Here is a 16522-nt window from a genome sequence, read left to right as displayed (position 1 = left end):
TGAACGCCCGTTATTCCGTGCTTCTTCGGCAACCAGGACGTGATCTATCAGCATTGACATCTCGCTTCTCGTCCGATGTACTTCAACGTACAGGGAAATCATCAGGCGGGGAATGGCCGCTACAGTTCACCGAACGGATGCGCGTGGGGGGTGCCGTGGGGATGCGCCGCGACCGTCGCTCAGCCGCCAGGGCAGGTGCCACCGACATCGCGGTGGTAGGCGTCGGTTGCCGGTTCCCCGGCGGAGTGGACGACCTCGACTCGCTGTGGCGCGTCCTGGACGAGGGGCGTGACGTCACCGGCCCCGTCCCGGCCGGGCGACCCGGCGCCGCCTCGCTCGACACGGTCGGCACCGGCGGGTTCCTGCCCGACATCGACCTGTTCGACGCCGAGTTCTTCGGCGTCTCACCCCACGAGGCGCGCGAGATGGACCCGCAGCAGCGGCTCCTGCTGACGCTCGCCTGGCGTGCCATGGAGCACAGCGGTGTGCCGCTGTCAGCCTGGGCGGGCAGCAACACCGGGGTCTACTTCGGCATCCTGGCGATGGACTACGCCGTCCTGCACGCCCGCACCCTCGGCGTCGACCACGTGGGGGCGCACTACGCCAGCGGCAAGGAGTTCAGCTTCGGGTCAGGCCGGGTGGCGTACACGTTCGGTCTGAACGGGCCGTGCATGACCCTGACCGCCGCCTGCGCGTCGTCGCTGCTGGCGGTGCACCTCGCCGCGCGTGCCCTGGCGGCGGGCGACTGCGACACCGCGCTGGCCGGTGGGGTCAACCTGATGGTCGGTCCGGAGCTGACCCTCTACATGCGACGTATCCAGGCGCTGTCACCGCAGGGGCTCTGCCGCCCGTTCGACGCGGACGCCGACGGCGTGGTGCGCGGCGAGGGCGGCGCGGTCGTCGTCCTCAAGAGGTACGCGGACGCCGTCGCCGACGGCGACCAGATCTGGGGCGTGATCAAGGGAAGCGCGACGAACCACGACGGCCGCAGCGCCGGCCTGACCGCGCCCAACGCCCTGGCCCAGGAGCAGTTGCTGCGCAACGCGCTCCGCGACGCCGACGTGTCGCCCGCCGACATCGAGTACGTCGAGGCGCACAGCACCGGCACGCCGCTGGGTGACCCGATCGAGCTCAGCGCGTTGGCAGCGGTCTTCGGTCCCGAACGTGCGCCGGAGCGCCCGCTGCTCGTCGGCTCGCACAAGGCCAACTTCGGCCACCTCGACTCCGCCGCCGGCATCCTCGGCCTGCTCAAGGGCCTGCTGGTCGCGCGTACCGGGGTGGTGCCGCCGCAGATCAAGCTGGCGCAGCCGACGCCACGGTTCGGCTGGTCCGGTTCCGGGTTGGCGGTCCCCACCACCCGCACGGTGTTGCCCCACGCACCCCACCGCCTCACCGGCGTCAGCGCGTTCGGTCTGTCCGGCAGCAACGTGCACGTCGTGCTCGCCGCGCCCCCAAAGGAGCGCGCCGCGCAGCCGCCGGCGCCCGTGTCGTGGCCGGTGCTGGTGCTGTCCGGCCCCTCCGGGTCGGCGCTGGCCGACCAGGTCACCCGGCACGCGGCACTGCTCGACGACCCCGCGACGGCGGAGCCGGACCAGCTCGGCGACCTGTTGTTCAGCATCGGTGCCCGGCGTAGCCACCACACGCACCGGCTCGCTCTGACCGGCGGGAGCGCCGCCGACCTGCGCGGCGCGTTGGCCGGTCACCAGGCCGGCGAGAGGTCCGCCAACGCGGTCAGCGGCGAACTGCTGCACGACGGTCCGGCGTACGTGGTGCAGGTGTTCTCCGGCCAGGGCTCGCAGTACCCCGGCATGGGTCTCGACCTCTACCGCGCCGACCCGACGATGCGCGCCACGCTCGACGAATGCGACGCGTTGACCCGGCGGATCGCCGGATGGTCGCTGCTGGAGGAGCTGGGTCGCCGCACCGGCAGCCGGTTGTCCGAGACCCGGTTCGCCCAACCGGCGATCTTCGCGATCCAGATCGGGCTCTCCCGGCTCTGGGCCCGGTGGGGTGTTCCGCCGGACTCGGTCGTCGGCCACAGCATGGGGGAGGTCGCCGCGGCCTGCGCGGCCGGCGCGCTGCCGCTGGAAGACGCGCTGCGGGTCATCGTGCTGCGGGGAGAGCTGTTGCAGCCGGCGTCCGGCAGCGGACGGATGGCCGCCATCGCGCTCTCCGCCGACGAGGTCACCGCCACCATCGGCCGGTACGCCGAGGTGGTGATCGCCGCGGTCAACGGGCCTCGCTCGGTCGTGGTCGCCGGCCCGACGGTCGCCGTGGACCGGCTGCTGGCCGACCTGACCGCCGCCGGGGTGCGGTGCGTGCCGCTGGCCGGCGACTACGCGTTCCACAGTCCGGCGGTCGCGGCGTACGGCGACGAGTTGGAGCGCCGGCTCGACGGCCTGACACCGGCCGAGCCGCGTGTGCCGATGCTGTCCAGCGTCGACCCGAGCGGCGTCGTACCGGAGTTCGGGCCGGCCTACTGGGGCCGCAACGTGCGCGAGCCCGTGCTGTTCTGGCCGGCGATCGACCGGCTGCTGTCCCGGCGGCCGGCGGTCTTCGTGGAGCTGGGTCCGCATCCGGTCCTGACCGGGCCGCTGGCGGCGTCACTCGTGGCCCGCTCCCGTCGTGGCGCGGCGATCGGCAGCCTGGCGCGGGGCCGACCGCCGGTGGAGACCCTGACCCGAGCCCTCGCCGAGGCGTACACCGCCGGTGTCGCGGTGGACTGGGCAGCGGTGTACGGCGAGGGTCGGCGGTACCGGCCGCTGCCGCCGGTCCGGCTCTCCGAGGAGCGGTACTGGCTGCCGACCCCCGAGTCCGTCGCCCTGCCCGCACCGCAGGCGGTGGGGACGGATCCCGTCGGCTCCGCGCACGGCGTCGCCGGCGTGGCGCTCGGTGAGCTGCGGGCCGAGGTACGCCTCATCGCGCCGGACGGCACCGTCGTGCAGACGTTGGCCGGTGTCGGTGTGCCGACGACCGCCGCGCCCAACGGTGCCGGTGGCCGGGGTGGCGAGGGTGTCGGCGAGCGACGCGGCACCGGTGCGGCCGCCAACGGCGCCGGTGTCGGCGGTACGACCGTCAACGGTGTCGCCGGCGGGGGCGGTGTCGGCGGCGCGACGGCCGACGGCGCGACGGCCAACGGCGCGACTGCCAACGGCGCGACTGCCGGCGGTACGGATGCCGCGGGCGCGGGTGTCGGCGGTGGCGGGAGCGGCATCGGCGGCCGTGACGGCACCAACGGGGCCGGCGCCCGCGCTCGCACCCCGGTGGAGCGGGAGCGGATCGCCGCCCTGGTCAACGATGCCGTCGCCGAGGCCCTCGGCTACGAGCCCGGCCGCCGTCTGGCGCGCGGGCGCGGCTTCTTTGAGCTGGGCATGGACTCGCTAGCCCTGGTCGCGCTCGTCAGCCGGCTCGAACGCGAGCTGGGCGCTGTCCTCGGGGCTGCCGTCGGCATCGAGCACCCGACCATCGACGCTCTCACCGACCACCTTGTCGCCGAGGCACTCCCGGCCGGGCCGCCGCCTCCCGCCGAGTCAACAGAGCCGGCGCGCCCGGTTGAGCCGCCCCGCCAGGCTGCGTCACCGCCGATCGCCGCGGCGGCGGCTGTTCCGGTCGCGTCGGTCGTACGCGGGCCGGCCGAGCCGGTGGCCATCGTGGGCATCGGTTGCCGGCTGCCGCGGGCCGACGGTCCCGAGCAGTTCTGGCGGCTGCTGTCCGACGGGGTCGACGCCACCGGCGACGTGCCGGCGGACCGGTGGGACGCCGAGGCGCTGCTCGGCGCCGGTCCCGGCGCCCCCGGCACCGTGGTCACCCGCCGTGGTGGTTTCCTGGACCGGGTCGACCTGTTCGACAACGCGTTCTTCCGGATCTCGGCCCGGGAGGCCCGGGCCATGGACCCGCAGCAGCGCCTCTTCCTGGAGGTGGCCTGGGAAGCGCTCGAGGACGCCGGGGTCACGCGGGAGCACCGGCGATCCGCCCGGGTCGGCGTCTTCGTCGGCATGAACACCACCGACTACCAGCAACTGCTCACCCGGCGGGCCCGGGACGTCGACCTCTACTACGGCACGGGCAACTCCTTCAGCGGCACGGCCGGCCGGTTGTCGTACTTCCTGGACGTTCGCGGCCCCAGTCTGGCGATCGACACGGCCTGCTCGTCGTCGCTGGTCGCGGTGCACCTGGCCGTGCAGAGCCTGCGCGCCGGGGAGGCCGACGTCGCGCTCGCCGGCGGGGTGAACGTGATGGTGAGGCCCACCGTGCACCTGGCGATGTCGGCCGCGGGCGCGCTGTCGCCCGACGGTCGCTGCAAGACCTTCGACGCCAGCGCCGACGGCTACGGGCGCGGTGAGGGTGCCGGGGTGGTGGTGCTCAAGACACTCGCGCAGGCCGAGCGCGACGGCGACCGGGTCTACGCCGTGATCCGTGGCAGCGCGGTCAACCACAACGGCGCGAGCGGCGGCCTGACCGTGCCCGGCGGCGAGGCGCAGGAGGAGCTGATCCGCACGGCGCTCGCCGCCGGTGGTGTCGCCGCGTCGGACGTGGACTACCTGGAGGCGCACGGCACCGGCACGGTACTCGGGGACGCCGTGGAGCTGCGGGCGATCGCGCGTGCGCTCGGCGGCGGGCGGCAGCCGGACCGGCCGCTGCTGGTCGGGTCCGTCAAGACCAACATCGGCCACCTGGAGGCGGCCGCTGGTATCGCCGGGCTGATCAAGACCGCGCTGGCGCTGCGACACGGCGAGCTGCCCGCGCACCTGCACGTCACCCGTCCCACCTCCCAGGTGGACTGGGCGCGGCTGCCGGTCCGGATCACCACGTCCACGACGGCGTGGCCGGCCACCGGCGGGCGACCCCGGGTCGCCGGGGTGAGCGCGTTCGGATTCACCGGGACCAACGCCCACGTGGTGCTCAGCGGGCCGGCCACCCCGGCGTCGCCGAACGGGCACCGGACACCGGGCGTCGCCGCGTCCGCCAGGGCCGGCGCGATCATTTCCGGCCGGGCTCACCTCCTGGTTCTGTCGGCCGCCGGGGACGGCGCCCTGGCCGCCGCCCGGGAGAGCTTCGCGGACGTGCTGTCCGCGCAGGGCGGCGCGGACATCGCCGACATCTGCCACGCAGCGGCGACCCGGCGCGCTCACCTGGAGCACCGGCTGGCGGTGGTCGGTCGCGGGATCGCCGACCTCGCCGCCGGGCTGTCCGGTGGCGACGGCGCGCACCAGGGCGCGGTGTCCGACGAGTCCGAGCGCCTGGTCCTCGTGTACGGGGACCGCGCGCCGGTCGACTGGCGTGCCCTCGATCGCGACGAGCCCGCCTTCCGGGCCACGTTGGACGCGCTCGACGACAGCGGCGCGCTGCGTACGGCGCTTACCGCCGGCGACGCGGATCGGGGCGAGCCGGCCGCCGTGCTGGCCGTCCAACTCGCTCTCACCGCCGTCTGGGAGGCATACGGGGTACGGCCCGACGCGGTCGTCGGACGTGGCGTCGGTGAGTTGGCAGCGGCGTGCGCGGCGGGTGCGCTCGACCGGGCGCGGGCGATCGGCGCGGCGCTCGACGGCACGACCGTCACCGTGGCGGCACCCACCGACACCTCCTCGACGCCCGTGCTGTGGCTGGCCTCGGCGGGCGGTCCGGTGTCCGGTCCGCACCCGGTGCCCGCCCGGTCACCGGCGTCGGGCTGGGACGCGCTGGCCGCGTCGCTCGCGGCGGCGGGGGAGCGGGTGTGGCTCGCGGTCGACGGCGGGTCGGACGCCGCGGCTGTCGCCGCGGGTGGGGAGGCGAGCCTCCTGGCGGTCGGTGCGGACCTGGGCCGTCCGGAGGGATTCCTCGACGTCATCGCCCAGCTCCACGTGGTCGGTGTCGGCATCCACTGGGAGAGGCTGTTCGGCCGCCGCCCGTACCGGGCGGTGCTGCCGCGCTACCCGTGGCAGCGACGCCGGCACTGGGCGGATACGTCGGACCCGGCGACCGGTTCGGCGGCCGTCGCCCAGCGGTCGGCCTCCGTGACCACGACGCCGGCTGTCCCGACCACTCCGGCGCTCACCGGCACCACCCTGCCCGACGATGTCCGGGACCGCTGCGCCGCGCGTACGTTCACCGTCCGGTGGCGTCGCGTCCTGCCCCCCGCCCCGGAGGCGGCGGCCGGGCGGTGGCTCGTCGTCCCGCTCACGGGCGCGTCCGTCGAGGCGGGTCAGCGGGTGGTCGACGGTCTGCGGCTCGCCGGCGTCGAGGTGACCTGGCGGCCACCGTCCGCCGGCGCGGGCCCCGACGACGACCGGGGCGGTAGGCCGACCGCCGGCGTGGGGGAGGGCGACCTGCCGCCGTGGGCCGATGTTCCGCCGGACCACGGGATCGTGCTGGTCGCGGCGGCCGCACCCGGCAGTGTGCCGGTCGAGGTCCTGGTAGCGGGTGTCGTGCGGGCAGCCCGTCAGCTTCGCGCCGGACTCGACGTGCCGTCCGGGCGGTTGCGCGTCGTCACCGCCGGGGCGTACCAGCCGACCGGTGCCGGCGAGGCGGACCCGGCGCAGGCGGCGGTGTGGGCGGCCGGGCGGGTGCTCGCCATGGAGGCCGCGCCCGGGTGGGGCGGTCTGGTCGACGTCGACCCGCGCCTGCTCGGCACCGCGCCGCGTCAGGTCGGCGGCGAGCCGGGCCAGCAGGACCCCGGCTGGACTCCCGGCGACGCTGCCGGGCTCGCCGGTGCGCTGACGGCGCCGCGCGGGCCCGCGACCGAGCCGGTCGAGGACGAGTTGCTCCTGCGCGAAGGAGCCTGGTACGCCGGACGGTTGTCCACGGCGGACCCGCTGCCGACCGCGCTGCCCGAGTTCGACTGTGATCCGGACGCCTGGTATCTGGTGACCGACGCGCTGCACCCGGCCAGCCGACCGTTCGTGGACGTGCTCGTACGCCGTGGCCTGCGTCGGCTGATCGTCGGTGAAGCCACCCCGCTCGACGCCACCCCGTCCGACGGTGCGTCCCCGGGGAACGTACGGCTCGCCGAGCTGACAGCGGCCGGCGTGGAGGTGCGACGGATCGACCTCACGAGGGCGGACCGTGGGGCGGACGAACGATCGGCGGCAGACCGCGCGGCGGATCTCGCGGCCGACCTGACGCCGGACGCGTTGGGCGCCCCGCTCGGTGGCGTGCTGCTGGTCGGGAAGCCCGCGCCGGCCGCCCCGCTCGACACCCTCGACGAGGGCGCGGTGTCGTCGGCCGTGCGCTGGGCTTCGGTCGTACACCGGCTGGACCTGGCGACCCGGGACCTCGCGCCGCCGCTGTTCTGCGTGACCGGCGCGGCGGCCGCGGTCTGGGGGCCACCGGGATGGCCGCGCGGGCCGCCGCCGAGGGCGCGGTCGACGCGGTGACCACGGCGCGGGAGCGGGCCGGTCTACCCGTCCAGGTGGTGCGGTTCATGCCCGTCGACGACCCGGCCGAGCTGTCCCGCCGGGACCGGATGGTGATGGTCGACAGCGGCCTGCGGCCGCTGGCCGGCGCGGAGCTGGGCGAGGCCTTCGAGGTGGCGCTCCGGGCGGGCCTGACCCAGGTCACGGTGGCGGACGTGGACGCGCCCCGGTACGCGCGGGTGTGCCGGGAGCGGGCCGACCGCGCGTTCCTGGCCGAGGTGGGCGGCGAATCCGTGGCGGGCGACGGCCGATCGCAGGAGGACGGGCCGCCGGTCGCGCCGCTGGCCGCCGTCGTGCTGGCGCTGCCGGCCGAGCAACGGGCCGAGCGCCTGTTGGAGGCGGTGCTCGACGCGGTGGCCGAGGTGCTGGGCGAGGCGTCCGGGGTGGACGTGCTGGCCCACCAGGGCTTCTTCGACCTCGGCATGGACTCGGTGATGTCGCTGAGCCTGCGCGGCTGGTTGGAGCGCGCGCTGGGGGTGGACCTGCCGGCGACGCTCACGTTCGAGTTTCCCAACGCGGCGGCCCTCACCGACCACCTGCTGACGCTGCTCGATCCGGCCGCCGCTGTGGACCGGTCGAGCGCGCCGGCCACCACGCCGGCCACCACGGCGACCGGCGGGCCCGACGACGCCGACGACGACCTGGCGGCGATGTCCGAGGACGAGCTGATCGCGCGGCTGTCGGCCGCGCTCGCGGAGGGGGGCTGAGATGTCGACGACCGCTTCCCGTACACCGGACAGCCGCCGGCTCATGGCCGACGCGCTGCGCACCATCGAGGACCTGCGCCGCCGCCTTGCCGACAGTCGGGACGGTTGGTTGGACGAACCGATCGCCATCGTCGGGATGGCCTGCCGGTTCCCCGGCGGCGCGCACTCGCCGGAGGAGTTCTGGACGCTGCTGCGCAACGGGGTGGACACGACCTCGGAGTTCCCGGCGGAGCGCGCCGACGCCGGCGCGTACCACGACCCGGACCCGGAGGCGCCGGGCAAGGCGTACACGATCCGGGGCGCCTTCCTCGACCAGGTCGACCGGTTCGAGCCGGAGGCGTTCGGGATCTCCCCGCGCGAGGCGCTGGGCATGGACCCGCAGCACCGCATCGCGCTGGAGATCTGCTGGGAAGGGCTGGAGCGCGCCGGCTACGCGCCCGACCGGCTCGACGGCTCGCGCACCGGCGTCTACTTCGGACTGAGCACGACCGACTACGTACGCGCCCGGCAGAGCGTCGGCGACATCGACGACGTCGACTTCTACCAGCTCACCGGCGAGCCCAGCTTCCTGGCCGGCCGCATCTCGTACCTGCTCGGACTGCGGGGGCCGAGCAAGGTCGTCGACACCTCCTGCTCGTCGTCGCTGGTCGCGCTGCACGAGGCGTGCCAGGCGCTGCGGCTGCGGGAGTGCGACCTGGCGTTGGCCGGCGGGGTGAACCTGCTGCTGTCCCCGTACGGCTTCGTGATGATGAGCAAGTTCCGCGGGCTCTCCGCCGACGGGCGGTGCAAGACCTTCGACGCGTCGGCGGACGGCTACGCCCGCGGGGAGGGCGCCGGTGTCGTGGTGCTCAAGCGGCTCTCCGCCGCGCTGGCCGACAACGACCCGATCGTCGCGGTCGTCCGCGGCTCGGCGGTCAACCACGACGGTCGCTCCAGCGGCCTCACCGTGCCGAACCCGCTCGCGCAGCAGGACGTGGTCGCCGCGGCCATGAGCCAGGCCGGCGTCGGGCCGGACGGCGTGGACTACGTCGAGGCGCACGGGACGGGCACCTCGCTGGGCGATCCCATCGAGCTGCGTTCGCTGGAAGCCGTCATCGGTCGGCACCGCCGACCCGACGACCCGCTGCTGGTGGGCTCGGTGAAGACGAACATCGGGCACCTGGAGCCGGCCGCCGGCATGGCCGGCCTGTTCAAGGTCGTGCTCGCCATGTCGAACGGCGAGATCCCACCGCACCTGCACCTGAACGAGCCCAACCCGAACCTGGACTGGTCCGCCTTGCACGTGCGGGTGCCCGTGACCTGTACGCCGTGGCCGGATCGGGGCCACCCGCGCACCGGCGGGGTGAGCAGCTTCGGGGCGAGCGGGACGAACGCGCACGTGGTGCTGGCGGCGCCGCCGGCCGGTGCCGCTCGGGCTGGTGCCCAACCGCCGTACGGGTTGTTCCTGGCCTCCGCGCGTACCGAGGAGGCGCTGCGTGAGCTGGCCGACCGGCACGCGCGGTGGCTCCGCGGTCCGCACGCGGTGTCCCTCGGCGACGCCTGCTACACGACGCACGTCGGCCGCGCGGTCCAGACGCACGGCCTCGCGGTCACCGCCGCCGACACCGACGAGCTGGCGGACGTCCTGTCGGCGTACGCGCAGGGCCGCCACCCGCGCGGGCTGACGGTCGCCGCGCTGCCCCGCCGCCGCGATCGCAAGGTCGCCTGGCTGTTTACCGGCCAGGGCGCCCAGTACCCGGGCATGGCCCGCGGGCTGCTGGGGAACGCCGCCTTCCGCGCCGCGTTCGAGGAGGCCGCGGCGCTCTTCGACAGCGAGCTGCCCCGCCGGTTGGCGGACGTGCTGTGGGCCGACGGTCCGACGCCGCTCGACGACACCCGGTACACGCAGCCGGCGCTGTTCGCGGTCGAGTACGCCCTGGCCCAGATGTGGCTCTCCTGGGGCCTGCGACCGTCCGCGGTGGCCGGCCACAGCGTCGGCGAGCTGGTCGCCGCCTGCGTCGCCGGTGTGCTGGACCTGCCCGCCGCCGCGACGCTGGTGGCCGCGCGGGCGCGGTTGATGGCGGAGCTGCCGGCGGGCGGCGCGATGGCCGCCGCGGGCTGCGCGGAGGAGGTCGCCGTCGCGGCGATCGACGGGTACGCGGGCACGGTCGCGGTCGCCGCGGTCAACGGGCCGGGCGACGTCACGATCTCGGGTCACGCCGCGCATCTGGCCACCGTCCTGGAGCGGCTGGCGACCGACGGCGTCCGCACCCGGCGGCTGGCCGTGTCGCACGCGTTCCACTCGCCGCTGATCCGACCCATGCTGGAGCCGTTCCGGTCGGTGCTGGCCGGGCTGTCGTTCCGCCCGCCGCGCATTCCGTTGGCGTCCAACGTCACCGGTCGGCTGTTCGGCGACGACGACCTGGGCCCGGACTACTGGCTGCGGCACGCGGCCGGCGCGGTCCGCTTCCGCGACGGGGTGCGCGCGTTGCACGACGCGGGCATGCGCACCTTCGTGGAGCTCGGGCCCGCGCCCGTGCTGACGGCCCTCGCGGCCCGCTCGCTCGCCGGCGAGCCGGATTGCGCGTTCGTGCCCACCCTGCGGCGGGGCGGTGAGGACCTGCGTGAGGTGCTCGGCGCGGTCGGCAGCGTGAGCCTGCGGGGCGCACGTCCGGACTGGCGGGCCTTCCACGAGGGCGAGGACGTGCGCGCGGTACCGCTGCCGACGACACCGTGGCGCGGCGCGCACTACTGGTTCCGCGAGGTCGGGCCGGTCGCCGCGCCGGTCGCGGCCGCCGCCGAGGAGACCGGGGCCGCCGTCGTGGCCGGCGACATCCCGGGCGTCGGCCGCCGCCTGCCCGGACCCGTGCCGGCGTACGAGGTGACGCCCGAGGCGCTGGCCGGTGAGTCGCCGGGTCTCGGCGCGGTGTTGGACGTGGCGGTCCGGGCCGCCACGGACTGCCTCGGTGGCGGGTGGCGGTGCGCCGAGGATCTGAGCGTCCACACGTCGGTCCCGACCGGCGAGCGGGGTCACCTGCGGCTCACGGTCACGGCGCGGGACGACGGCTCGGCCGACTGGGAGCTGGTCGGGGCCACCGCGGCCCGGGAGGCGCTGGCCGCGCCGTGGATCCGCCACGCCAGCGGGGTGCTGCGGCGCCGGTGGCCGGCCGGCCGCCCGTACCCCGACGGGGACAACGACGTCGAGACCGCGCCGGAGGTCCCGGTGCCGGACGGCGCGGGCTGGCCCGAGGTGCTCGACGCCGCGCGGGTCGCGGTCACGGTGGCGGGCGGGGCGGAGTCGGAGAACGGGTCGACGCTGGCCGGCTGCGGCGCGCTCGGTGGCACGGCCGCGACGTCGAGTGACGTCCTGCCCCCGGGCGGCGTACGGGCGGTGCGGGTCCGCGTCGGGTCCGTGCGGGCGGTCGGCGACGTGCTGACCGGGGCCGTCGACCTGCTCGACGCCGGGGGCGTCCCGATCGGGTACGCGCAGGACGTGACAGTCGCGTCGGTGCCCGCGCCGGCCCGTTGGGAGGTCCCGGCCGACCTGCTCTACGAGCAGACCTGGGTGCCCCTGCCCGGGCCGTCCCCGCAGCCGCCGGCCGACCTGGCCGGACAGAGCTACCTGCTGGTGGCCGACCCGACGGGTCCGGATGCCGCGTTGGTGACCGGGCTGGCCGCGCTGCTGCGGGAGCGCGACGCCGCCGTGACGGTGGCGGCGCCGCCGGTGGTGGGCCAGGGGTCGGACTGCCGTCCGGACCCGGACGCCGTCCGGGAGTTGGTCGCCACCTGGTCCGCCGGCCCGGGTCGTCCCCGGCTCGCGGTGGTCCTGACCGGGCTCGACGCGCCGGGGTCCAAGGACTGCGACGCCGCGAGCCTTCAGGAGTACGCCGGGCGCGCGGACCTGACGACCCTCGCCCTCCTGCGCGCGATGCTCGACGACCCGGCGTGCGCCGACGCCCGGCTCAGCCTCGTCACCCGCGCCGCTCTGCGGGTGAGCACGGCGACCGCCGTCCCGGACGCGGCCGCCCCGGTCGCCGGCACGTTGTGGGGCCTGGGCCGGGTGCTGGCGCTGGAGCACCCGGACCGGTGGGGAGGGGCGATCGACCTGGACCCGCGGCGCCGACCCGGCGAGGACCTGATGCTGCTGGCCGCGCTGACCACGGGTGGGTTGGTCCCCGGCGACCCGTCCGGCGTCGGCCCGGCCGACGCACAGGACGGCTACGACGACCAGCAGGCGCTGCGCGCGGACCGTCGGTACGCGCTGCGCCTGACCCCCGCGCCCCCACTGCCAGCCGAGGCGCTGCGCCGTCGGCCGCCGGTCCACGGCGAGGCCACGTACCTGATCACTGGGGCGTTCGGCGGGATCGGCCTGACCGTCGCGGAATGGCTGGCCCGCGCCGGCGCCGGCCGCCTGGTGCTGCTCGCCCGCACCGCGTTGCCCGAGCGGGACGGTTGGGCCGACGCGACCGGGGAGGCCGCGCGGCGGATCGACGCGGTGCGGCGGCTGGAGCGGCTGGGGACCACCGTCGACGTGGTCGCCGCCGACGTGGTCGACGAGGCGGCGATGACCGCCGTGTTCGCCGCGCTGGAGAACGGCGCCCAGCCGCTGCGCGGTGTCGTCCACGCGGCCGGCGTGTCGGAGCCCGAGTTCGCCCGTACGGCCACCGACGCCGCGTACCGGCGGGTGTGGCGACCGAAGGTGATCGGCGGCTGGCTGCTGCACCAGCTCACGCGCGGCGCGAAGCTGGATTTCTTCATCGGCTTCTCGTCGATCGCCGCGACCTGGGGCTCGCAGCACCTGGCCAGCTACGCGGCCGGCAACGCGTTCCTCGACGCGCTGGCGGGGCACCGCGAGGCCGCCGGCCTGCCGGCCCTGTCCGTCGCGTGGGGCCCGTGGGACCTGCCGTCCGCTCTCTTCGGCGACGAGGTGATGGCGTTCCTGAAGGCCACCGGCTTGCGGCCGTTGCCGGCCGAGCAGAGCATCCGGATCCTGACGGCGCTCGCGGCCGGCGACGCCACGCAGCGGGTGGTGTGCGCGGTGGACTGGTCGGTGTTCAAGCCGGTCATGCAGGCCCGCACGGAGCGGCCGATGCTGCGCGGCATCACCGCCGACGAACCGGCCGCGGACGATGTCGCGGAGGCGCCGCTGCTGGCCGGCCTGCGCGCCGAGGGCGACCCGCGCCGGGTGCGGGCGACGCTCGGCGCGTACGCGGTCGAGTTGGCGACGGACGTCCTGGGCGCCGGTTCGGGGGCGCTCGACGAGGAGAGCGACGTGCTGGCCAGCGGCATGGACTCGCTCATGGTCATGGACGCCGTCCGGCGTTGCCGGCGGGATCTCGGCCTCACCGTGCGCGCCGGTGACCTGCTCACCCTCGCCACCCCGGCACAGTGGGCCGACCTGTTCGCCGGGCTGCTGGCCGACCGGTCCGGCGACGGGTCCGCTGACGACGCCGTGCCGCCCGCCGGTGACCAGGGCGGCGGAGACCTGGCGGGTGACCCGGCCAGTGACCCGGCGTGGATCGCCGGCGAGGTGACCCTCGCGCCGGACATCCGGGTGGTCGGTGATCCGCCGGCCCGGGTGCGCGATCCCCGGCACGTTCTGCTGACCGGCGCGACCGGCTTCGTGGGCGGCTACCTGCTGCACACCCTGCTCGAATCGACCACGGCCCGGGTGTGGTGCCTGGTGCGGTGCGCCGACGAGGGGGCCGGCCTGCGGCGGCTGCTGGACAACATGGAGCGCTACCTCCCCCTGCCGGCCACCGCCGTCGATCGGATCACGGTGCTGCCCGGTGACCTGGCCCGACCCGGGTTGGGCCTGTCCGCCGAGCGGTTCGACGAACTCGCCGACCTGCTGGACGGCATCTACCACTGCGGCGCCCGGGTGCATTTCGGCTACAACTACCAGCAGCTCCGACCGGACAACATCACGGGCACCGAGGAGGTGCTGCGGTTGGCCGCGCGTGGGCGGCCGACCGCGGTCCACCACGTCTCGACGTACGGCATCTGGGGCCTACCGGCCCCCGGCCGCGACGTCGTCGGCGAGGACGACGACATCGCCTCGGCCGGTCGACTGGTGACCGGATACGTGCAGACCAAGTGGGCCGCGGAGCGGCTGGTCGAGCTGGCCCGCGCGCGCGGCGTGCCGGCCGACATCTACCGGCCGGGTCGGGTGCTGGGCGACTCCCGCACCGGCGCGAGCCTGACCACCCACTTCACCACCCGGGTCATGAAGGGCTGCGTGCAGCTCGGGTTGGCGCCGGACATCGACATCAAGGTGGAGATGACGCCCGTCGACTACGTGGCGAGCGCGCTGGTGCACATCTCCCGGTACGGCCCGGCCCTGGGTGGCACGTACCACCTGGTGAGCCCGTACAAGGCACTCTTCGCGGACGTGGTGCGCGCGCTGCGTCGGCACGGCTTCGCGGTCGAGGTCGTACCCGTCGAGGAGTGGTGGCAGGCGCTCAAGGCGACCTACGCCGTGGGCACGAACGAACTGCACCCGGTCATGCCGGTGGTCCAGGAGTTCGTGGTCGGCGGCGAGGAGGCCGTCCACTACGGCGTCGACAACACCGAGGAACAACTGCGGGGCACCGACGTCCGGTGCCCGCCGTTGGACGACGACCTACTCGACATCTACCTGCGCTGGATGGTGCGGACCGGCTACCTGCCCGCTCCCACAGCGGCTGATGAAGGAGCTTGAACGACATGACTGATCATCCGCGCAGCACGCCGGAGTACGACGTCGCGATCATCGGGTCCGGCCTGTCCGGCACCATGCTGGCCGCCTGCCTGGCCCGCAACGGCGCGAAAGTGCTGATCGTCGACGGCACGACCCATCCGCGGTTCGCCATCGGCGAGTCGACCATTCCGGCGACGTCGATGATGATGCGGCTGGTCAGCGAGCGGTACGGGGTTCCCGAGATCAAGTGGCTGTCCACCTTCGAGGGCGTCCAGTCCAAGATCAACACGACGTCCGGGGTCAAGCGCAACTTCGGGTTCGTCTACCACCGGCCGGGCGAGCGCCAGGACCCGCGCGAGACCCACATGTTCCCGATTCCCAAGGTCACCCACACCGAGAGCCACTTCTACCGCCAGGACATCGACAACTGGATGCTCACGGTCGCCGCCAAGTACGGCACCACCGTGCGCCAGCAGGTGCGGATCACCGGCGTGGAGATCGACGACGACGGTGCGACGCTGAAGCACACCGGCGGTCACTTCCGGGCCAAGTTCGTGGTCGACGCCAGCGGCTTCCGCTCGGTGCTGGCCGAGCAGTTCGGCCTGCGCGAGGAGCCGACCCGGTTCCGACACCAGTCGCGGTCGCTCTTCACCCACATGGTCGGCATCCGGCCGTACGACGAGCTGGCCCCCAAGTCCCGGTACGGGCATCCCAGCCCCTGGCACGACGGCACGCTGCACCACCTGTTCCGTGGCGGCTGGATGTGGGTGATCCCGTTCGACAACCACCTGCGGGGCACCAACGACCTGTGCAGCGTCGGCCTCCAGCTCGACCCGCGGATCCACCCGGTGCCGGACTGCTCCCCGGAGGAGGAGTTCCGCCGGTTCATCGCGCAGTACCCGGACATCGAGCCGCAGTTCGCCGAAGCCCGCTCGGTGCGGGACTGGACCCGCACCGGCCGGCTGCAGTACTCGTCGCGGCAGACGGTCGGCTACCGCTGGTGCCTCACCTCGCACGCGGCCGGCTTCCTGGACCCGCTGTTCTCCCGGGGGCTGTCGAACTCGCTGGAGACGATGCACGCGCTGGTGCACCGGCTGCTCTCCGCGATCGAGGACGACGACTTCTCGGTCGAGCGGTTCGAGTACATGCAGGAGTTCGAGCAGGGTCTGCTCGACTTCAACGACGACCTGGTCGCCAACGCGTACACGTCGTTCGGCGACTGGCGGCTGTGGGACGCCTGGTTCCGCATCTGGTCACTCGGACAGTTCATCGCCACCTTCGAGGTGAACCGGGCGTACGCCCGCTTCCTGGACACCCGCGACCCGGCGGTGCTGGCACCGCTGGAGCGGCCGTGGTGGCGGGGACGGGTCATCCCGCAGGACGCGCCGTACGGCGCGGTCATGGTCCTGTTGCAGCAGGTCAACGACATGACCCGGGCCGTGCAGGAGGGGCGGGCGGACTCCGGGGAGACGGCCGCCGAGCTGCTGCGGCTGCTGCGTGAGGCGGACTTCGTGCCGCCCGCGTGGGGCCTGGCCGACCCGGACAACCAGTGGACCGACGCCAACTTCTTCGAGATCGGCAAGACCCTGCGCTGGGCCCGCAAGACGGCGCCGAAGGCCGTCGGCGACCTCACGTACGAGGGCCTGACGCTCTTCATGAAGAAGCGCTTCTCGCCCGGCGAGTTCGCCGTGGGCGAGGAACTCAAGCACCTTCTCGCGCGCTGGCCCGTGATCGGTAAGCGGCTCCGCGTCCCGACGCCGAAGTGA

4 protein-coding genes are annotated in these 16522 nt (G+C 74.7%); all 4 read left to right on the top strand.

The genetic code is table 11. The features are described from left to right. The first annotated feature begins 161 nt into the window (after positions 1-161). The 4 genes from ACQP03_RS20705 to ACQP03_RS20690 are packed head-to-tail and all read left to right on the top strand — an operon-like array spanning position 162 to position 16522. Positions 162-7352, top strand: a complete 7191-nt coding sequence (locus ACQP03_RS20705) for a type I polyketide synthase (protein ID WP_433458036.1) — start codon at positions 162-164, stop codon at positions 7350-7352. After that, positions 7310-8098, top strand: a complete 789-nt coding sequence (locus tag ACQP03_RS20700) for an acyl carrier protein (RefSeq protein ID WP_433458034.1) — start codon at positions 7310-7312, stop codon at positions 8096-8098. Before ACQP03_RS20705 ends, ACQP03_RS20700 begins: the two co-directional genes overlap by 43 nt. Before the next feature lies 1 nt (position 8099). After that, a complete protein-coding gene (locus ACQP03_RS20695; protein ID WP_433458032.1) occupies positions 8100-14777 on the top strand; it encodes a thioester reductase domain-containing protein in 6678 nt (2225 codons plus the stop codon). Positions 14778-14782: 5 nt separating this feature from the next. Next, on the top strand, positions 14783-16522 hold the full coding sequence (locus ACQP03_RS20690) for an NAD(P)/FAD-dependent oxidoreductase (RefSeq protein ID WP_357392591.1): 1740 nt from the start codon (positions 14783-14785) through the stop codon (positions 16520-16522).

Source organism: Micromonospora sp. CA-248212 (assembly GCF_050948405.1).
GTDB lineage: Bacteria > Actinomycetota > Actinomycetes > Mycobacteriales > Micromonosporaceae > Micromonospora.
The sequence above is the reverse complement of the archived record's forward strand: the minus strand, read 5'-3'. Positions and strand labels throughout refer to the sequence as shown.

Coding starts and splice junctions, on each gene's coding strand:
- ACQP03_RS20700 (WP_433458034.1), top strand. CDS start 7,310: ATGGCCGCGCGGGCCGCCGCCGAGGGCGCGGTCGACGCGGTGACCACG.
- ACQP03_RS20705 (WP_433458036.1), top strand. CDS start 162: ATGCGCCGCGACCGTCGCTCAGCCGCCAGGGCAGGTGCCACCGACATC.
- ACQP03_RS20695 (WP_433458032.1), top strand. CDS start 8,100: ATGTCGACGACCGCTTCCCGTACACCGGACAGCCGCCGGCTCATGGCC.
- ACQP03_RS20690 (WP_357392591.1), top strand. CDS start 14,783: ATGACTGATCATCCGCGCAGCACGCCGGAGTACGACGTCGCGATCATC.